This is a genomic window from Streptomyces sp. AF1A (assembly GCF_047340315.1).
Lineage (GTDB): Bacteria > Actinomycetota > Actinomycetes > Streptomycetales > Streptomycetaceae > Streptomyces.
This window is the reverse complement of sequence record NZ_JBLEBI010000052.1, coordinates 1-19,137: the sequence shown is the minus strand read 5'-3', so window position 1 is coordinate 19,137 and position 19,137 is coordinate 1. Positions and strand designations below refer to the sequence as shown.

Genomic DNA, 19,137 nt, shown 5'->3' with positions numbered 1-19,137 from the left:
GGTAGGGGTTAGCGTCCTACCACGGAACCTGGAACGGGCAACGTCCGGAGTGAATGCGTAGATCAGCCCTCACAGTCCTCCGACCTGCGCCGGAGACTGGCGGAGGGCACCCGCGACACGGAGTGTGTCGAAGGTGCGTCGGCAGCTGCGACCGAACCAGGCGTCCGTCATGTGGAAGGGCGCTTCGGTGCGCAGCCCCTCTGATGCACCCGGCGGGACTCGAGCGAGGACAAGCGCTCAGAAGATGCAGGCAGGCATCGGTGGGCTGGGGCGGCAGCACGACGCCAGTCCCGCGCTGGGCCGTCGAGCACCGCTGCCGTCCACCGTCGTTGCCGTCAGCGCTGCCGTCACCGCCGCCGGACTTGTCGTTGAGCGAGCACCGCTTTAGGGATTCGAGCAACGAGGGTTCGCGCTGCGGTGATGTCCGGGCAGTCGCCCAGAGCAGCGCCGAGCCGCTGAAGTCTCGCGCGAACCGACTGCTGGAGCTTGGTCACGAGTCAAGCCAGTGGCCAGAGTTGAGCCAATTTGGTCATGAACTGAGCTAGTGGCCGTGACCTGTCGGCGCCATGATGAACTCCGATTCGGCTGATCCCGCGCGCTGCCGACCGGTCCCTCGCGCTTTCGAAAGGCACGGCATTGCTCGCTCTCGTCTTCGGGAGGCACCTGCTGTACGTCGCCCTCGTCGCGGCGGCGGTTCTGGGGGTCGTCTGGCAGGGCCTCCGTGGCCGCTCGGACCGGCCCTGGGCCTACGCGGCCTGGGTGGCCTCGACGACGGCCGCCCTGTTCCTGACGCTCTGGTTCAGGCCCGTTGGTGCGGGAGTGGTGAGGTGCACGGTCAGCAAGGACGTGTGGGAGCCGTTCGGGACAGCCCAGGGCTGGATGAACGTCGCCCTGTTCGTGCCGGTCGGCTTCTTCGGCGTGCGCGCGGCCCGGCGCCCGATGCCTCCCCTGCTGCTCTCCGTCCTCCTGGCCTGCGGGATCGAGACCCTCCAGGCCGTCCTTCCGGTCATCGGCCGCTACTGCGACACCAGCGACCTGATCACCAATGCCGCGGGCGCCGCTGCGGGCGTGGGCATCGGGGTCCTGTCCCTTCGCCTCGCCCGTTCGCGGCTGTCGCCCTGGCCCACACGTCAACGCTGGTTCCCGGTCGCGACCGGGGCGGGATTCACGGCCGTCGCCTGCCTGATGACAACCGCCATCGACCTGCGGGTCGTCGACCACGCCGAGCCGAGCAGGCAGGCATCCGCGGAGCAACGGACGGTGATCGGCCAAGCGGTCCGCGAAGCGCTGGGCGACGACTTCAGAATCGTCCGCGTCATGGACAGCACGCCGTGCGGTCTGGACGGCGTGGACGAAGAGTTGTGGGCCGAGCTGAAACCGAGCGGAATGGCCTCCATGAGCTGGCCCCACCCGGACCGGTTCCAGATCGACGTCTCGATGGGTCCCTGGACCGAGGGCACGGCGGTCGGGTACCCCATCCGGGGCTCCGCCCGGTCCGTGCACGACGCGGCGGACGCCGTGCGGACCGCCGGCCGGTACGTGGCCGCGCACTACCCCACCGCCGACGCGAAGCGGCCGGTGGTGGACCGTGCAGACGACGGCACGGGCGGCACGTGGACCGTCACCTATCCCTACCGCGACGACCGCATGCCGGCCATGACATCGCTGAAGGTGACCGTCAACTCCGTTGGACACCTCCTCGACGTCGACCTCTCCGCAGTCACCGCCAGCGACAGCGGCCCGAGCGAGAGATCCGGGGGCTGCGGCTGATGCCCCTCGATTCGGCAAGCGGTGAGCTGCTCGGCAACTGCCGGCAGGCCCTCAGCCACATCGGTCTGGTCAACGGCGCCTGGGCTATCCGTCAGGCCGAGACCGGGGCGGCCGAACTGCCGCCGTGCCACCGGCCCGAGTGGATCTTTTCTGCGATCCAGTACGCCGGGCTCCATCCTGGTGACACCGGACGTGAAGACCGGCGTCGAGGCGAGATCGGAGAGCTTGGATGGTCAGCCGTAAGTGCCATGGCGGTGCACCTAGCGGAGCGTCTACGACGGGCTCAGCCACAGCGCGGCAGCAGCCGGCTCCCCGTCAGTCAATTCCTCGGGGGCGGTCCGCTCACGCGGCCGAATCCGTGACGGCGGCGGAACGGCGCTCGGCGCCCGCCAGCCTTTTCTGCCCGGCGACGTCGCCCCGCCCGGACGCCACCCCTCCGCAGTCAGCCCGTCTCGAAGCACTACGGTTACGGCCGCAGACGGCCGCGCTCGTGCCACGTAAACCGCCCAGCGATGCCGCCGTAGCGGCCGGTTGCGCCAGGCATCCAGTTCCTCGGCCATCTTGTCAGTAGCCCGCGAGAGCAGGTCCCGGGGGACATCCACGTCGTAGATCTCCGCGAGAGGCGCCTGGATCTCCCCCGTTGTCAGGCCCTTGGCATACAGCGACAAGATCGCCTCGTCGAAGCCCTCCACTCGCCGCTGATGCTTGGGTACCACCTGCGGCGTGAACGTGCCGGCTCGGTCGCGTGGCACGTCGATCTCGACCGGTCCGACGTCGGTCAGCACCCGCTTGCGAGAGGTGTCATTGCGGGAGTTGCCCGAACCGGCGCCCGCCCGGTCGCCCCTCTCGTAGCCGAGGTGATCGGTCAGCTCGGCCTCCAGCGCGCCCTCCAGGACCAGCTTCACCAGCCCCTTCAGCAGGCCGTTCTCTCCGACCAGATTGACGCCTTCGGTGCGAGCCCGGGCCACCAGCTGCTCAGCCAGCTCGCGGTCCAGTTCGGTCAGTCTCGCCAACTCGGCCCCCGTGCGTACGATGTTCGAACTCTCGCAGGGCCGTTCATCCTTGCTGCCCATCCGTGATCCTTCCCGGCAGAGGCCACATCTCTTGCCAGACCGGTCACACCGGGCTTACACGAACTTTCAGACAGTCCCGCCCCACGTCGTGATGGAGATCCTGGGCCACTCCCAGACCGGCATCACCATGGACGTGTACACCCACGTCGTGCAGGACACGCAGCGCGAGGCCATGAGCCACATGGATCGGCTGTTGCGGAAGCGGCCTGGTCGTCAGTGACCGACCCCGTTGATGTCAAAGGTGGATGTCAAAGGCCCCGGACCAAGATCGGTCCGGGGCCTTTTGGCTGGTGCCCCCGGCAGGATTCGAACCTGCGACACCCGCTTTAGGAGAGCGGTGCTCTATCCCCTGAGCTACGAAGGCGTGGGTCGGCGTCCTGGTGGACGCTCGGTGGACAGGGTACCGGATCAGGGGCGGGCGGGGTGGGGCGTGGGGAGTCAGAAGAGGGGGACGTGGGTGAAGCGGGACGCGGTGTGCAGGTCGGTCTGGATGTCGTCGGCGGTTCTGCGCAGTTCCGGGAGGAGGTCCTGGACGCAGTCGTCCAGGGTGCGGCGGGCCGCGTGGGTGGCGATGTGCAGCGCGGCGACGGCCCGGCCGGTCCGGTCCCGTACCGGTACGGCGATGGAGCGCAGGCCCGAGTCCAGTTCCTCGTCGACCAGGGCGTAACCCCGGGCGCGGACCTCGGCGAGGTCCCGGGGGAGGGGCGAGGCGGTGTCCGCGAGGAGTACGCGGCCCAGGGAGGTCGCGGCAGCGGGCAGGCGGGTGCCGACGGTTATGCGCACCGTGAGGACACGGCTCGCGCCCGCGCCCGCCGTGTACTGGATCTCCGTGCCCTGTCCCGTCAGCACCGCGAGCGCGGTCGACTCGTGCACGCGGGCCGCCAGGGAGTGCAGGTGGGGCTCGGCCAGTCGGGGCAGGGTGGTGCGGGAGAAGGGCGGGAAGCCCAGGTCCAGCACGCGGGGGGTCGGGCTGAAGGTGCGGTCGGGAGCCGGCGCGACCAGGTCCAGGTGCTCCAGGGTGAGCAGGGCGCGGCGTGCGGTGGCTCGGGACAGGCCGGTCGCGCGGGCCACCTCGGTCAGCGGCAGCGCCGAGCGGCCCTCGCCGAAGGCGGTCAGCACGGTCAGGCCGCGGGCCAGGGACTCCACGAAACCGCGGCCCAGTTGGTGCTTGGAGGCCGTCGTCCAGGTCGCCAGGCCGCAGGGCGGTGGCCCGGGTTCGGGCGCGGGCGTCGTGCGCAGGGCGGATTCCATCGCCGTCACCGCCGTACGCAGCCGGGGCAGCAGGGTGCCGCGCAGGTCGGCCGCCGAGTGCCGGCTGGTGTGGCTGACCACGTTCGCCACGCAGGCGAGGCGGCCGCTGACCGGGTCCCGTACCGGTACGGAGACCGCGACGAGTCCCGGCTCGATCAACTGGTCGTCCAGTGCCCAGCCGTCCCTGCGCGCCCGCTCCACCCGTTCCGCGAAGGTGTCGGCGCAGGCCTCGGTGGAGTCCGCGACGGACGGGTGGTGTGCGGGTACGGCGGGGAAGGAGGCGTCCGCCGGGTCCGCCGCCCTGCGGGTACGCCAGCGCGCCCAGTCCGCCTCGGTCCACTCCGTCGCGAACAGCGGGCCCGGCGCGGTGCGTTCGGCCGGGAGCAGGTCGCCGATGCGGAAGCTGACGGACATGGCGCGGCGGCGGGTGGCCTGGTGGATGAAGCGGATGCCGTCGAGGTCGGCGACCGCGAGGGACACCGACTCGTCCAGTTCGTCGGCGAGGGCGTCGGCGTGCGCGTCGAGCAGCGAGGGCAGGCGCAGGGCGGCCAGGTAGGCGTTGCCCAGTTCCATCACGCGGGGGGTGAGGACGACGTCCCTGCCGTCGAGGCGGACGTAGCCCATGCGGGCCAGGGTCGCGGTGATGCGGTCGACCGTGGACCGCGCGAGCCCGGTGGCCCGCTCCAGCGCGCTCGGGCTCAGCGTGCCGCCCGCCTCGGTCAGGCGCCGCAGCACACCGACCCCGCGCAGCAACGGCCCGACCGCCTCGTCCGGCGGCTCCGCCGGGGAGACGGGGCCCGCCGCTCGGGTTCCCGGAGGGGTCGAGTCCGTCGCCGCGCCCCTCGGCACAGACCCAGACCCAAACCTGGATCCAGACCCAGGCGCAGCCCCAGACCCAGGCCCAAACCCAGAACCAGGCCCAGCCCCAGGTCCGCCCGCCTCCCGCGGTGTTCCCCCACGGGCGCGGCGGTCGGTATCCGGTGGGGTCTTCGGGGGCATCGTCTCTCCGGTGCGGCGTGCGGGCACGCCTACGGTAAACCCGTGCCGTGGGGCGGGCACTGGTGAGCTCCGTGGGTGTGGAGCGGGCAGGAGCGAACCCCACGCCATGGGCCCGGCCGGGCGAACCCCACGCCTTGGGCCCGGCTGCGTGAACCCCTGCCATGGGCCCGGCCGGGCGAACCCCACGCCTTGGGCCCGGCTGCGTGAACCACCTGCCATGGGCCCGGCCGGGCGAACCTGTCAGGGTGCCGTCAGGAGCGCGTCACCCGGATGCGGTAGTTGCCGTCCTCGTCCGTGCCCGTCACCTGGACGGTGATGCCGTGGCCCGGGTCCTTGAAGCTCTCGCCGGGGGAGAAGGGGGCGTCGGAGAGTTCGGCCTGGACGTTGGGGCTGCGGGTGCAGCCGCCGCTGTCGCGGTGGGAGTCGTAGACGGTGATCGGGCCGCGCCCGGTGTCGACGGTGGCCTCCACCTTGTAGATGAGCAGGCCCGGCCGGCAGACGACCTCGTCGTTGCCGCCCTGGGCGCGCACCTCCATGGCGTAGGCGCTGTGGTCGTCGATCGGCACGATCACCAGCTTGCCGCCGCCTTTGCGGTACAGCGGGGTCAGCGTGTACTGGACGCTGCCCCGGGCGGCCACGCAGCCGACCTGGGAGCCGTCCAGCCAGCCCAGTTTCCACTTGTGCCAGCCGAGGAGGTCGTTGTCGGCCCCCCAGTCCTCGCTCATGATGTCCCAGTGCCCGACCGCGCCCCCGCCGTCCTGGGTGTACAGGTCGGGCAGGCCGAAGGTGTGGCCGTTCTCGTGCGGCAGGACCCGGAAGCCGGTGCGGGGGAAGGAGCCGGAGCCGTCGTCCTGGCGGGAGTAGATGAAGGAGGCGTTGGAGACGGGCACGCCGTCGGCGACCGGGGCGTCGCCGTTCCCGGCGAAGGTCACGGAGAGCACGGTGTCCAGGGCGGAGGGGCCGGCGTTCGGCGTGACGAGCACGTTGATCAGGTCGTACGAGCGGAAGTCGACCTTCGGGTCGGCGGCGGCCACGATGTCCTGCACCAGCTGCCGGTAGCCGGGGTCGAAGGGGGCGCCGCGCTCTATGCCGTACGCCTTGAACGGCTTCGGCATCCGCAGCCAGCCGGTGATGGGCGTCTCGGGCCGGTAGTCGAGGCGGCCGTAGGAGGCGGCGCGGAACCAGTCCTGGGTCCGCGGGAAGAACTCGTGGAAGCGGTTCATCGCGCTGCCCTGGCCGGGCGCGTCGGAGAAGTCGACCATCAGGGTGAGGGCGTGGACGGTGCCCGTGGAGCGGGCGTAGCCGCGCGGGGTGGGCACGCCCTCGGGCATCTGCACGTCCTGGCTGCCGTGGATCATGCAGGGGGAGAGGGCGGCGGAGCGGGCCAGGCCGATCGGCCCGGCGGCGGAGGGCGCCAGGAGGTGTCCGGTCCCCGCCGAGGTGCTGACCGCGAAGGTCAGCGCGGTCACCGCGGCGAGGGCGGCCGCCCGGCGCGGGCCTATCCGGCGCGGGCTCGTCCGGCGCGCGCGTATGCGGCGGGAGCGTGTGCGGACCGGGGGCTGCGGCTGCATGCGGGGACCCTTCGCTCCACGGCAGCCGCCGGTCTCCGGCTGCACCCTTGCGATCACCCTGTGTCGGTGATCCGGAGGGCGCGCGCTGGAGGAGACCGATCGTGGGAAGGGCGGCGCGCGGTGGGGTGAATCCCGGCGGGCGGTGAGCGTGTCGCAGGTCACAGCGAATGAATCGTGGGCGGGAAATAACCGGGGACCCACTCCCCGTTTGGAACTGTGTCGGAGCGAAACGGGGAGCCGTTCCCCGCATCGCCCCGACGCCCAGCGAGGCGGGGACTCGTTCCCGCATCCGTCCCGACGCCGAGCGAAACGGGTACTCGTACCCGCATCGCGCCCCAACACTTCGAGGAGTACGCCGTGCCGACCGCGACCTCCCCCGCACCGCGCAAGGCGGGCCGGCCCCGGGCCGACGCCCTGCGCAACCGGGAGCGGATCGTCACCGCCGCCCGCGACATGTTCGTCGAGCACGGCCCGGACGTGCCGCTCGACGAGATCGCCCGGCGGGCCGGGGTCGGCAACGCCACGGTGTACCGCAACTTCCCCGATCGCGACGCCCTCGTCCGCGAGGTCCTCTGCTCCGTGATGGACCGTACGGCCGAGGCGGCCGAGGTGGCCCTGGCGGAGACCGGGGACGCCTTCACCGCCCTGGAGCACTTCGTGCACGCCGCCGCGGACGAGCGCATCAGCGCGCTGTGCCCGATGGTCTCCAGCACCTTCGACAAGCACCACCCGGACCTGGAGGCCGCCCGCGAGCGCGTCGAGCAGCTCGTCGAGGCCCTCATGGGCCGGGCCATGGCGGCCGGTCAGCTGCGGCCGGACGTGGGCGTCGGCGACCTGATGATCGTCGCTGCCCAGCTGAGCCGGCCCCCGGCCGGCACGGACTGTCTGGTCGGCGACCGCTTCGTCCACCGCCACCTTCAGCTCTTCCTCGACGGCCTGCGGGCGCCCGCCCGCTCCGCCCTGCCGGGCAGGGCCGTCACCGTCAGGGAGTTGCGCGAGTCCTGACCGCTCAGTCCGGCCCCCGATCCCAGTCCATCTCTCCAGTACGCCCTCCGGAGCACGCCCTACGGCACGCTCCGGCGGTCGTACGTTTCCTCATCACGGCCGTTTTCTTGCCATTTTTCATCCCGAAGTCCCGAAGTCCTGAAGTCCTGAAGCTCCGAAGTCCCGAAGTCTCGAAGTCCCGAAGTCCTGAAGCTCCGAAGTCCTGAAGTTCTGAAGTCCTGAAGTCCCGAAGCTCCGAAGTGGGTACCCCCATGTCCAAAACAGCCGTGAAGGCTTCCGGCGCCGCCGCACCGGGCGGCGACGCCAACCGCTGGAAGGCGCTCGTCTTCATCGCGCTCGCCCAGCTGATGGTCGTCCTCGACGCCACGATCGTGAACATCGCCCTGCCCTCCGCCCAGCAGGACCTCGGCATATCCGACGGCAACCGGCAGTGGGTCGTCACGGCCTACGCCCTCGCCTTCGGTGGTCTGCTGCTGTTCGGCGGCCGGATCGCCGACCTGTGGGGGCGCAAGCGTGCCTTCGTCCTCGGCCTGGGCGGCTTCGCCGCCGCCTCCGCGCTCGGCGGCGCCGCCACCGCGGGCCCGATGATGTTCGGCGCCCGGGCCCTCCAGGGCGTCTTCGGCGCCCTGCTCGCCCCGGCCGCGCTGTCCCTGCTCGCCGTGATGTTCACGGACGCCAAGGAGCGCGCCAAGGCATTCGGCATCTACGGCGCGATCGCCGGCGGCGGCGGTGCCGTCGGCCTGATCCTCGGTGGCTTCCTCACCGAGTACCTGAACTGGCGCTGGACGTTCTTCGTGAACATCCCGTTCGCCATCGTCGCCGCGGCCGGCGCCTACTTCGTCATCCGCGAGCCGGAGGGCGGCCGCAACCGCAACCCGCTCGACATCCCGGGCGTCCTGCTGTCCACGCTCGGCCTGGTCGCGCTCGTCTACGGCTTCACGCGTGCCGAGTCCGACGGCTGGGGCGACGCCGGCACCGTCTCGATGTTCGTCGCGTCCGCGGTGCTGCTGACCGCCTTCGCCGTCGTCGAGTCCCGGGTCAAGGCGCCGCTGCTGCCGCTGCGCGTGGTGACCGACCGCAACCGCGGCGGCGTCTACCTCTCCCTCGGTCTCGCGATCATCGGCATGTTCGGCCTGTTCCTCTTCCTGACCTACTACCTGCAGGTCGTGAAGGGCTACTCGCCGGTCAAGACCGGCTTCGCCTTCCTGCCGATGGTGGCCGGCATGATCACCGGCTCCACGCAGATCGGCACCCGGCTGATGACCCGGGTTCCGGCCCGTCTGCTGATGGGCCCCGGCTTCCTGGTCGCCGCGCTCGGCATGCTGGTGCTGACCCAGCTGAAGGTCGACACCTCGTACGGCACTCAGCTGCTGCCGGCGATGGTGCTGCTCGGCCTCGGCATGGGTACGGCGTTCATGCCGGCGATGTCCCTGGCCACCCAGGGCGTGCAGCCCCGGGACGCCGGTGTCGCCTCCGCGATGGTGAACACCTCGCAGCAGGTGGGCGGCGCGATCGGCACCGCCCTGCTGAACACCATCGCCGCCTCGGCGACCACGTCGTACATCAGGGACCACATCGCCGGTGCCGCGGCGAAGCCGCAGCGGCAGCTGGTCGAGCTGCAGGGCCAGGTGCACGGCTACAGCACGGCGATCTGGTTCGCCGTCGGCATCCTGGCGCTCGCCGCGCTGATCGCCTTCACCTTCGTCAACGCCGGCCGGCCGGGCTCCACCACGGTGGCCTCCGGCGAGGGCGTCGAGGACGAGGTGGCGGTGCCGGTGGTGGCCCACTGACCTCGGGTCAGGGTGCTCTGTTCGGATCGGGCCGGATCGGGGAGCGGTGCCGGAACCCGTGGGCCCGGCATGATCCGAGCGAGCCGCCCTAGCGGAGCCAGGGCAGGTCCGCGCCCGCTTCGTCGGGCTGAAGGCCCTCGGCGACGATCTCCATGATCTCGCCGAGGGCCTTCTGCTGTTGCGGGGTGAGCCGGTCGAACAGGGCCTGCCGTACCGCGGTGACATGGCCCGGGGCGGTGCGCCGCAGGACCTCGACGCCCTCGTCGGTGAGCACCGCGAACTGGCCGCGCTTGTCGGAGGGGCAGTCCTCGCGGCGCACCCAGCCGTTCTTCTCCAGGCGGGCGACGGCGTGCGACAGCCGGGAGCGGGTGATCTTGACCCGCATCGCCAGCTCGGTCATCCGCAGCCGGCGGCGCGGTGCCTCGGCGAGGGTCACGAGGAGGCCGTAGTAGATGTGCGGCATGCCCGCGTCGCGCTGCAACTGCCGGTCGAGGTGGTCCTCCAGCAGGGTGGTGGCGTGCAGGTAGGCGCGCCAGATGCGCTGTTCCTCGTCGGTGAGCCAGCGGTGCCGTGCGGCGGGGTCCGGTGCCGTGTTCATGATTCCACTCTACGAGCAGGCTCCTTGAATCTTGAACAACTCGGGCGTACGGTGTCCCCAAAGAGCTTGAGAGTTAAAGCATCAGGTTCCGGGAGGGAGTCGCCGCGATGTCCGCCGCCGCGCAGGAGAGGTCCGCCGCCGGACGGGAGCGCATGCCCGCCCTGTACCTCAGCCACGGCGCCCCGCCGCTCGCCGACGACCCCGTGTGGCCCGGACAGCTCGCCGCCTGGTCCGCCGACCTGCCCCGGCCGACGGCGATCCTCATGGTCTCCGCGCACTGGGAGGAGGCCCCCCTCGCCCTCGGCGCCGTGGAAACCGTCCCCCTCGTCCACGACTTCTGGGGCTTCCCGGAGCGCTACTACCGGGTGCGGTACGCCGCCCCCGGCGCCCCCGGGCTCGCCGCCTCCGTCCGCAAGCTGCTGCGCGCCCCCGGCATGCCCGTCCAGGACATCCCGGACCGCGGCCTCGACCACGGCGCCTACGTGCCCCTCGTCGAGATGTACCCGGCCGCCGACATCCCCGTCCTGCAGATCTCCCTGCCCACCCTCGACCCGGTGCGCCTGATGGACATCGGCCGCAGGCTCGCCCCGCTGCGCGACGAGGGCGTGCTGATCGTGGGCTCCGGGTTCTTCACCCACAACCTCGCCGCCCTGCGGCACGCCGGCACCGGGGTGCCCAGCTGGTCCTCGGAGTTCGACGACTGGGGCAGGCGCGCCCTGGAGGCCCGCGACTGGGACGCCCTGCTCGACTTCCAGGACAAGGCCCCGGCCGGCCGCTACGCCCACCCGCGCACCGAGCACTTCGCCCCGCTCTTCGTCACCATGGGCGCGGCGGACGCCGGCGGTGGGCCGGACGCGCAGAAGTCGGTGATCGACGGGTTCTGGATGGGCATGGCCAAGCGGTCGGTGCAGTTCGGCTGAGGCTCTTGGACCCGGCCGACGGCCGGTGCCGTACGGCTGAGCCTCTCGGGCCCGGCACTCTCGCGCGAGACGCTAGAGCTCCTTCTCGTACCAGGCCACGTCCCAGTAGCGGCCGAACTTGCGGCCCACCTCGCGGTACGTGCCGACGTGGCGGAAGCCGAAGCGCGCGTGCAGCCGCTCAGAGGCCTCGTTCGGCTGCGCGATCCCGGCGTAGGCTCGGTGCACGTCCTCGTCGGCCAGGGCCTTGAAGAGGGCGCCGTAGAGCAGGCTGCCGATCCCGCGCCGGCCGGCGTGCGGGTCGAGGTAGACCGAGGTCTCCACGGAGGTCGCGTACGCCGGCTTCAGGCGGTAAGGGCTGGATGTGGCGTACCCCAGAATCCGCTGTGAACCGGTCCGGGAATCGGTCTCGGTGGCAACCATCAGGCGGTACGGGCCGTCTTCCGGGTGGGAGAGCAGCCAGGCGCGGCGCTCTTCCGGCGTGAAGATCACGGTGTCGAAGGTGATGGCCGTCTCACGCACATAGTGGTTGTAGATCGCCGTGAGGGCCGCGAGGTCTGCCTCGGCTCCGGGCCTGACCTGCACCGCTGTCGGTTCCGACGCCATTCCGCCTCCCGGTGTGGCGGAACAGGGTACTGCATGATCAGAAAAATTGGGGGGCGGGTTGGGAATTCTGTCCGGATTCCAGTCGTTGTTTCCCACGGATGCAGGGCACTCGGACAGAGTCCCTCAGACAGATGCCGGAGTGCCGAGCGTCCATCAGGACCACCCGCCAGACCACCATCGTAAGGGAGCACGCATGGCAACCCGTGCCGTCGCCCGTCGTCAGTCCGCCACCGGCGAGACGGCCGACTCGGCAAGCAGTGTTCGCGCTCATGGCGGCGAGATCGCGGACCGCGACCTGGTCGGCATGTACTTGGACGAGATAGCGCGCACACCGCTGCTCGACGCCGCCAAGGAGGTCGAGCTGTCCCAGACCATCGAGGCGGGTGTGTTCGCGCGGCAGGTTCTCGACGGGTACGAGGAGACGAAGTCGGACGCCACCCGGGAGGAGCTGGAAGCGCTGGTCGCCGAGGGCGAGCGGGCCAAGGACGTCTTCATCCGCTCCAACCTCCGCCTGGTCGTCGCGGTCGCCCGGCGCTACCCGCGCAGCGGCCTGCCCCTGCTCGACCTGATCCAGGAGGGCAACGCCGGCCTGGTGCGCGCCGTCGAGAAGTTCGACTACCGCAAGGGCTTCAAGTTCTCGACGTACGCCACCTGGTGGATCCGTCAGGCCATCACCCGGTCCATCGCCGACCAGTCCCGCACCATCCGGCTCCCCGTCCACCTGGTCGAGGAGCTGGGCCGCATCCGCCGCGTCCAGCGCGAGTTCAACCGCGAGAACGGCCGCGAGCCGGAGCCCGCGGAGATCGCCGCGGAGCTGGGTTCGACGCCGGAGCGCGTCATCGACGTCCTGGACTGGGCCCGTGACCCGGTGTCCCTGAACATGTCGGTGGACGACGAGGGCGAGACCCAGTTCGGCGACCTGCTGGAGGACACCTCGGCGGTCTCGCCCGAGCAGTCCGTCATGACCCTCCTGCGCAGCGAGGAGCTGGACGACCTGATCGGCCGCCTGGACCAGCGCACGGCCTCCATCATCAAGATGCGGTACGGCATCGAGGACGGCCGCGAGCGCACCCTGACCGAGGTCGGCAAGGAGCACGGCCTGACGCGTGAGCGCATCCGCCAGATCGAGAAGCACGCCCTGCTCGAACTGAAGAAGCTGGCCCGCGACACCGGCTTCGACGCGGCGGCGTGACGGGGGCTCGACCAGGGGCGGTGGGGACCGTTCCAACGCGTCCGATGTGACGGGCGTACCGCCCCGCGGGGTGCGTACGCCCGGTGGCGAAAGACGGCGCAAACATGGCGCTGTCCCGTCGCTTCAAGTCCCGGGCCCGGGGGAACAACCCTTCCGGGCCCAGCAGCAGGGCCCGGAACCGCACTCCCCACCGGCATGACGCACCCCCTGGCCGACCCCACGCGAGCCACGTCCCAGCGCTAATCCCCCCCGGCGCCGGGACCTTCCCCGAGCCGGGCTTCGGCGCCTATCCCCCCCGGGCGCCGAGGCCCGGCCTTTTGCGCGCGTCTGCCGTGCGGCCTGCCGTTCGTCGGGGAAGACTCGTGGGTGCGGGCAGCGGACACCCCGTGCCGCTGACCTGGAACGGCGGCCCACCCCGCACCTGAACCCCGGGGTGGACCGCTCGGATGGCAGATTGTGCCACACGGGCATAGCCTGCCGGGATGAGCACCACCCCCAATCCCACCCCCGACCCCGCTGACCAGCCGCTTTCCGAACCCGGGCCCGCGTCCCTCACCGAGCGCCGCAAGGCCGAGACGCGGATGGAGATCGCGAGGGCCGCGGCCGCCCTGTTCGTCCGCCAGGGCCTGCGGGCCACCCGCGCCGAGGACATCGCCCAGATGGCGGGCATCGCACCGCGCACCTTCTATCGTTATTTCGCCACCAAGGAGGAGGCGGTCGCCCCCCTCTACGCCGCCGGCGCCCAGCGCTGGGCGGAGGCGGTCCGAGCCGCCCCGGCCCACCTCACCGTCCCGCAGGCCCTGGAACACGCCGTCCTGCAGACCCTCGACCCCGGCTTCGGCATCTCGGCGGCCACCTGGGAATGGGTCCGCACCCTGATCCGCGCGGCCGACACCAGCCCCGCCCTGCGCAGGGTCTGGGCGGAGGTGGGGCAGCTGTCGGAGGGCGCGCTGGCCGAGATCATCGCGCAGCGGCTGGCCCCTGCCGGGAGGACGGAAGGCCCGGCAGGCCCGGGCGAGGACGACGCCGGCGGTTCGCCCGCCGGACCCGCGCCGGCGATCACTCCGGACCTGCGGTTCGCCGCGGCCGTGGCCGGCAGCGCGGTCCGCGTGGCCGTGGAGTCCTGGGCGGCCACCGCGGCCCCCGCCACCGGCCCGGACGGTCCGGCGGCCCTGGCGCTGCGCAACCTGAAGGCCGTACGCGCCTTCGGCTGGGGCGGCGAGAACCGGCCCGTCACGACCGGCCGTTGACGGCCGCCCCCGCGGCCCTGCTCAGCCGTCCCCCCAACTCCCGTACACATTCTATGAGTTCGGCCGGCTCGCGGACGCCGAACTCGTACCCGGTCATGGCCAGCCGCACCGCCAGCCACTCCACGGGATCGCCGGTGGTGCCGCGCAGCACGCAACCGCCCTCGGCGTCGTCCTCGGGCACCCCGAGCCAGGACGGCACGCGCGCGGCGACCTGCCGGGCCGGCGCGGCGAACCGCACCTCGAACGCGTAGGTCTCCTGCCGCCGTTGGATGGAGCGCCGCAGGTACTCGGCGGCGCTCCCGGCCGGCAACTCCCGCGGCGCGAAACGGACTCCGGTCGCCAGCGGCTCGCTCACCCGGTCCACCCGGAAGGTGCGCCAGTCGGCGCGGTCGAGGTCGTAGGCGACCAGGTACCACCGCCGGCCCGTGGAGACCAGCCGGTGCGGCTCGGTCAGCCGGCGCGACTCGCCGCCGTCCTTGTCGCGATAGGCGAACCGCAGCCGCTCCCGGCCCGCCACGGCGGACGCCATCACGGTCAGCGTCTCCGGCGCGATGCTCGCCCCGTCCCCACTGGTCAGCGGGGTGGTCGCGGCCTGCAGCGTGGACACCCGGTGCCGCAGCCGGGCCGGCAGCACCTGCTCCAGCTTGGCCAGGGCCCGCACCGATGCCTCGTCCACGCCCGCCACGGCGTGTCCGGCTCCGGCCCGCAGCCCCACCGCGATCGCGACCGCCTCCTCGTCGTCGAGCACCAGCGGCGGCATCGCCTTGCCCGCGACCAGCCGGTACCCGCCGTCCGAGCCCTTCGTCGCCTGCACCGGATAGCCCAGCTCACGCAGCCGGTCGATGTCCCGGCGCACGGTACGCCGGGACACCCGGAGCCGCTCGGCCAGCTCGGCGCCGGGCCACTCACGGGGCGTCTGCAGGAGGGACAGCAGCTGAAGGAGCCGGGCGGGAGTGTCGGTCGTCATGGGTACGAGGATGCCGTACCTCTAGGACATGACCTGACCTAATGCCGCCCTAGCGTGGGCGCATGACCTCCACGGAACAGACCCTCACCGCTCAGCGACCGCCGGGCGACGGCCGGCGCTGGTTCGCGCTGGCGATCGTCATGACGGCCGCCTTCATGGACCTCGTCGACGTCACGATCGTCAACATCGCCATCCCCTCGATCCAGCGGGACGCCGGCGCCTCCGTCAGCCAGATCCAGTGGATAACGGCCGGATACGCCCTCGCCTTCGCCGCCGGACTGATCACCGGTGGGCGGCTCGGCGACATCCACGGCCGCAAGCGGCTGTTCCTGATCGGCATCGGCGGCTTCACCCTCGCCTCCGCGCTGTGCGGCCTCGCGGTGAACCCGGAGATGCTGGTCGCCTCCCGCATCCTGCAGGGCGGCATGGCGGCGATGATGGTGCCGCAGGTGCTGTCGATCGTGCACGCCACCTTCCCGGCCCACGAACGCGGCAAGGTCTTCGGCCTGTTCGGCGCGATCGTCGGTCTTGGCGCGGTCTCCGGTCCGCTGCTCGGCGCGCTGCTGACGGAGTGGAACCTGTTCGGGCTGCAGTGGCGGCCCATCTTCCTCATCAACCTGCCGGTCGGCGTCGTGGCCTGGACGCTGGGCCGCCGCTTCATCGGCGAGTCCAAGGCGCCCAAGGCGCTGAAGCTGGACCTCGTCGGCGTCGCCCTGGTCACCCTGGGGCTGCTGATGCTGCTCTATCCGCTCACCCGCGGCCGCGAGCTGGGCTGGCCGCTGTGGGGACACCTCTCGATGGCGGGCGCGCTCGGGGTGTTCGCGGCGCTGGTGGCGTACGAGCGGCGCAAGGCGGCCCGGGACGGCTCCCCGCTGGTCGAGCTGTCGCTGTTCCGCGTGAAGAGCTTCGCCGCCGGCATCGCCGTGCAGACCGTCTTCGGCGTCGCGCTCGGCATCTTCTTCCTGGTGTGGACCCTGTACATGCAGATCGGCCTGGGCTGGAGCCCGCTGCGGGCCGGGCTGACCGGCGTGCCGTTCTCGATCGCGGTGTCCATGGCGGCCGGGCTGTCGGTGCAGCAGCTGGTCCCGCGGTTCGGGCGCAAGGTGCTCCGGGCGGGCGCGCTGCTGATGGCGGCGGGCGTGTTGCTCTATCTGTGGGAGGCGCACCGCTACGGACTCGCCGTCGCCTCCTGGCAGATGGCCCTCCCCCTGGTCGTGATGGGCGCCGGCATGGGGCTGATCGTCGCCCCGCTGACCGACGCGGTGCTCTCGGAGGTGCCGCGCGAGCACGCCGGGTCCGCGTCCGGGCTGATCAACACCGTGCAGCAGATGGGCAACGCGCTGGGGCTGGGTCTGGTGTCGGTCGTCTTCTTCGGGGAGATCGGCGACCGGCTGACCCGGGCTCAGGTCGGACCGGCCTTCGTGCACGCCTTCCAGCACGCCCTGTGGTGGGTCGCCGGGATCATGGGCGTGATCTTCCTGCTGATGTCCGCCCTGCCGAAGCGGCCGGCGCAGCATGTGGAGGGCGCGGACGACACGGAGGCGCCGGCGCGGGAGAGGGAGCCGGAACTGGTGCGCTGAGCCGCGTGCGGCGAGAGGGAGGGCCGGGCGCCGGAGGGTGCCGGGCCCTCGTCGCGCACTCCGCCACCGGCCCGGGCACGCCCGATCGTGCCCGAACGGGTTCCGAACCTGTTTACTTTCCGGAATCCCGGGCGTAGCCTCCGAGGGAAACCACACGTTCGGGCATCGATCGGAAACGAACGGACACGCAGCGCGGAGGCGGAAGATGTACGCACCGGAACGGCAGCAGGAGATCCTCCGGCTCGCCCGCGAGGGCGGCCGAGTGGACGTGCTGTCGCTGGCCGAGGAGTTCCAGGTCACCGCGGAGACGATCCGCCGTGACCTGAAGGCCCTCGACCGGGCCGGACTCGTGCGCCGGGTGCACGGCGGCGCCATACCGGCCGGCCGCCTCGACTTCGAACCGGACCTCGCCGAACGCGAGTCCACCGCCGCCGACGAGAAGGACCGGATCGTCAAGGCCGCCCTCGCCGAACTGCCGACCGAGGGCACGATGGTCCTCGACGCCGGTACGACCGTGGCGCGCCTCGCCGCGGCCATCCCGCTGGAGGCCTCCCTCACCGTCGTCACACACAGCCTCCCCATCGCCGCGCGCCTCGCCGACCACCCGGGCATCCAGCTCCATCTGGTCGGGGGGCGCGTACGGCACCGCACGCGCGCCGCTGTGGACGCCTGGGCGCTGCGCGCCTACGGCGAGATCCGCGCCGACGTGCTGTTCCTCGCGGCGAACGGCTACTCCGTCGAGCACGGTCTGACCACCCCCGACCTCGCCGAGGCCGCGGTCAAGCGGGCCGCCGTCGCCGCCGCCCGCCGTGTCGTCCTCCTCGCCGACTCCGCCAAGCACGGCCAGGAGCACTTCGCCCGCTTCGGCGACCTGAGCGACGTGGACCTGCTGGTCACCGACAGCGGGCTGAGCCCCGAAGACGCCGCCGCCATCGAGCGCGGCGGCACGGAAGTAGTACGCGCATGATCCTCACCGTCACCCCCAACCCGTCCCTCGACCGCACCTACGAGGTCCGGGCCCTCGAGCGCGGCGAGGTCATCCGCGCCGACACCGAGCGCACGGACCCCGGGGGCAAGGGCGTGAACGTCTCGCGCGCCGTCGCGGCCGCGGGCCGCCGCACGGTCGCGGTGCTGCCTCTGGGCGGCGCGGCAGGGGCGCTCGTCGCCGACCTGCTGGACGCGCAGGGCATCGAGGTCGCGCCGGTCCCGATCGCGGGCGTCACCCGCTCCAACATCGCGCTCGCCGAGAGGGACGGTGTGCTGACGAAGATCAACGCTCCGGGCCCCGAGCTGTCCCGGGCCGAGCAGGAACTCCTGCTGGACGCCGTGCGCCGGCAGTCGCGCGCCGCCGACTGGATCGCGTGCTGCGGCAGCCTGCCCCGGGGGCTCGCGCCCTCCTGGTACGCCGATGTCGTCACGCGGGCGCACGCCGGGGGCGCGCGCATCGCCCTGGATGCCTCGGGGCGGCCGCTTCTGCAGGCGCTGCGGGCGCGGCCCGACGTGGTCAAGCCCAACGCCGAGGAGCTCGCGGCGGCCGTCGGGCGCCCGCTGGCGACCGTGGGCGACGCGCTCAAGGCGGCCGAGGAGCTGCGCGGGATGGGCGCACGCGCCGTGCTGGCGAGCCTGGGCGCCGACGGGCAGCTCCTCGTGGAGGACTCGGGCGCCTGGTTCGGCACCGCACGCGTGGACGTCGTACGCAGCAACGTGGGCGCCGGCGACTCCTCCCTCGCCGGGTTCCTCGTCGCCGGCGGCAGCGGTCCCGAGGCGCTGGCCTCCGCCGTCGCCCACGGCGCCGCGGCCGTCCGGCTCCCCGGGAGTGTGATGCCGGGCCCGGCCGACCTGGATCCGGCGGCGGTGACGGTGACCGCGGACGTCCCGCTCGACCGCGCACTGACGGAGCGGGTCTCGTGACGGGCCGCCTCAGGCTCCGTACGACCGCCCCGGTCCGCCGGGTTCGGCGAGAGCCCCCGTGGCCCGCCGTCCCCTCTCCCGCCTTCCCCCACAGCACCCCCGTCCCCCGTTCCGCCCGCCTCTCCCCACGGGCGATACGCGCGCAGAGGAGCCCGCGATGAGCGACATGATCACCGCGGACCTGGTCGACCTCGACCTGTCCGCCGACACCAAGGAAGCGGCGGCGCGTGCCCTCGCCGAGCGCATGGTGGCCCAGGGACGGGTGACCGACCTGGAGGGCTTCCTCGCCGACGTGGCCGCCCGGGAGGCGCAGATGCCGACCGGCCTCGACGGCGGCATCGGCATCCCGCACTGCCGCAGCGCCCATGTCACCGAGCCGACTCTCGCCTTCGGCCGCAGCGCCGCCGGCATCGACTTCGGCGCCCCGGACGGACCGGCGGACCTCGTCTTCCTGATCGCGGCCCCCGCCGGCGCCGACGACGCCCACCTGACGATCCTCTCCTCCCTGGCCCGGCAGCTGATGAACGCCGAGTTCACCTCCGCACTGCGGGCAGCCGCCGACGCGGAGACGGCGGCGGCGCTGATCCGGGGTGAGGAGGCACCGTCGGCGCGGCCCGCCACCGAGGGGGCGGCCGAGGCGACCGGGGACGGCACGGT

16 protein-coding genes, 1 tRNA gene and 1 pseudogene are annotated in these 19,137 nt (G+C 72.2%); 11 read left to right on the top strand and 7 right to left on the bottom strand.

What is annotated here, in order from left to right; all coding sequences use genetic code 11:
• Positions 1 to 636: 636 nt before the first annotated feature.
• The gene (locus ACLU3S_RS16895) at positions 637 to 1,770 is read left to right on the top strand and encodes a VanZ family protein (RefSeq protein WP_413952686.1); all 1,134 of its coding nucleotides are present in this window, start codon (positions 637 to 639) and stop codon (positions 1,768 to 1,770) included.
• Positions 1,771 to 2,042: 272 nt separating this feature from the next.
• Here ACLU3S_RS16895 and ACLU3S_RS16890 read toward each other — a convergent pair whose 3' ends face one another.
• Positions 2,043 to 2,843 (bottom strand): transposase, encoded by an 801-nt coding sequence (locus ACLU3S_RS16890; RefSeq protein WP_413952685.1) that lies wholly within the window; start codon positions 2,841 to 2,843, stop codon positions 2,043 to 2,045.
• A gap of 73 nt (positions 2,844 to 2,916) precedes the next feature.
• Here ACLU3S_RS16890 and ACLU3S_RS16885 point away from each other — a divergent pair.
• A pseudogene (locus ACLU3S_RS16885) lies at positions 2,917 to 3,063 on the top strand (site-specific integrase); the annotation flags it as partial.
• Between the two features lie 68 nt (positions 3,064 to 3,131).
• Here ACLU3S_RS16885 and ACLU3S_RS16880 read toward each other — a convergent pair.
• From ACLU3S_RS16880 to ACLU3S_RS16870, 3 genes are all read right to left on the bottom strand, one after another.
• Positions 3,132 to 3,207: transfer RNA gene (locus ACLU3S_RS16880), tRNA-Arg, on the bottom strand.
• Positions 3,208 to 3,281: 74 nt separating this feature from the next.
• Entirely contained in the window at positions 3,282 to 4,847 is a 1,566-nt protein-coding gene (locus ACLU3S_RS16875) for an IclR family transcriptional regulator C-terminal domain-containing protein (RefSeq protein WP_413952684.1), read from the bottom strand.
• Positions 4,848 to 5,344: 497 nt separating this feature from the next.
• The gene (locus ACLU3S_RS16870) at positions 5,345 to 6,664 is read right to left on the bottom strand and encodes a M6 family metalloprotease domain-containing protein (protein ID WP_413952683.1); all 1,320 of its coding nucleotides are present in this window, start codon (positions 6,662 to 6,664) and stop codon (positions 5,345 to 5,347) included.
• A gap of 357 nt (positions 6,665 to 7,021) precedes the next feature.
• On the opposite strand from ACLU3S_RS16870, the gene ACLU3S_RS16865 reads away from it, so the two are divergent.
• Positions 7,022 to 7,669, top strand: coding sequence for a TetR/AcrR family transcriptional regulator (locus tag ACLU3S_RS16865; RefSeq protein WP_413952682.1), 648 nt, complete (start codon positions 7,022 to 7,024; stop codon positions 7,667 to 7,669).
• 251 nt (positions 7,670 to 7,920) lie between these two features.
• Positions 7,921 to 9,459 carry an MFS transporter gene (locus tag ACLU3S_RS16860; protein ID WP_413952681.1) on the top strand — a complete coding sequence of 513 codons (1,539 nt, stop codon included), beginning with the start codon at positions 7,921 to 7,923 and terminating at the stop codon, positions 9,457 to 9,459.
• A gap of 88 nt (positions 9,460 to 9,547) precedes the next feature.
• Here the strand turns inward: ACLU3S_RS16860 and ACLU3S_RS16855 are convergent, their stop codons facing one another.
• The gene (locus ACLU3S_RS16855) at positions 9,548 to 10,057 is read right to left on the bottom strand and encodes a MarR family winged helix-turn-helix transcriptional regulator (protein ID WP_413952680.1); all 510 of its coding nucleotides are present in this window, start codon (positions 10,055 to 10,057) and stop codon (positions 9,548 to 9,550) included.
• A gap of 107 nt (positions 10,058 to 10,164) precedes the next feature.
• On the opposite strand from ACLU3S_RS16855, the gene ACLU3S_RS16850 reads away from it, so the two are divergent.
• Positions 10,165 to 10,977: a dioxygenase gene (locus ACLU3S_RS16850; RefSeq protein WP_413952679.1), complete on the top strand. Its 813-nt coding sequence runs from the start codon at positions 10,165 to 10,167 to the stop codon at positions 10,975 to 10,977.
• 72 nt (positions 10,978 to 11,049) lie between these two features.
• Here the strand turns inward: ACLU3S_RS16850 and ACLU3S_RS16845 are convergent, their stop codons facing one another.
• Positions 11,050 to 11,580 (bottom strand): N-acetyltransferase family protein, encoded by a 531-nt coding sequence (locus ACLU3S_RS16845; RefSeq protein WP_413952678.1) that lies wholly within the window; start codon positions 11,578 to 11,580, stop codon positions 11,050 to 11,052.
• Positions 11,581 to 11,773: 193 nt separating this feature from the next.
• Between ACLU3S_RS16845 and ACLU3S_RS16840 the strand changes: the two genes are divergently transcribed.
• Complete coding sequence (locus tag ACLU3S_RS16840; RefSeq protein WP_413952677.1) at positions 11,774 to 12,772, top strand: RNA polymerase sigma factor RpoD/SigA; 999 nt, start codon at positions 11,774 to 11,776, stop codon at positions 12,770 to 12,772.
• A gap of 482 nt (positions 12,773 to 13,254) precedes the next feature.
• A complete protein-coding gene (locus ACLU3S_RS16835; protein WP_413952676.1) occupies positions 13,255 to 14,022 on the top strand; it encodes a TetR/AcrR family transcriptional regulator in 768 nt (255 codons plus the stop codon).
• Here ACLU3S_RS16835 and ACLU3S_RS16830 read toward each other — a convergent pair.
• Positions 14,006 to 14,989, bottom strand: a complete 984-nt coding sequence (locus tag ACLU3S_RS16830; protein ID WP_413952675.1) for a helix-turn-helix transcriptional regulator — start codon at positions 14,987 to 14,989, stop codon at positions 14,006 to 14,008. The two genes, ACLU3S_RS16835 and ACLU3S_RS16830, sit on opposite strands and share 17 nt — an antisense overlap.
• Positions 14,990 to 15,051: 62 nt before the next feature.
• Between ACLU3S_RS16830 and ACLU3S_RS16825 the strand changes: the two genes are divergently transcribed.
• From ACLU3S_RS16825 to ACLU3S_RS16810, 4 genes are all read left to right on the top strand, one after another.
• A complete protein-coding gene (locus tag ACLU3S_RS16825; RefSeq protein ID WP_413952674.1) occupies positions 15,052 to 16,569 on the top strand; it encodes an MFS transporter in 1,518 nt (505 codons plus the stop codon).
• A 205-nt stretch (positions 16,570 to 16,774) separates the two neighbouring features.
• Positions 16,775 to 17,536, top strand: a complete 762-nt coding sequence (locus tag ACLU3S_RS16820) for a DeoR/GlpR family DNA-binding transcription regulator (protein WP_413952673.1) — start codon at positions 16,775 to 16,777, stop codon at positions 17,534 to 17,536.
• Complete coding sequence (gene pfkB, locus ACLU3S_RS16815) at positions 17,533 to 18,480, top strand: 1-phosphofructokinase (protein WP_413952672.1); 948 nt, start codon at positions 17,533 to 17,535, stop codon at positions 18,478 to 18,480. Before ACLU3S_RS16820 ends, pfkB begins: the two co-directional genes overlap by 4 nt.
• Positions 18,481 to 18,637: 157 nt before the next feature.
• Positions 18,638 to 19,137 (top strand): PTS sugar transporter subunit IIA (locus tag ACLU3S_RS16810; protein WP_413952671.1); only part of this gene is annotated, 500 nt, incomplete at its 3' end.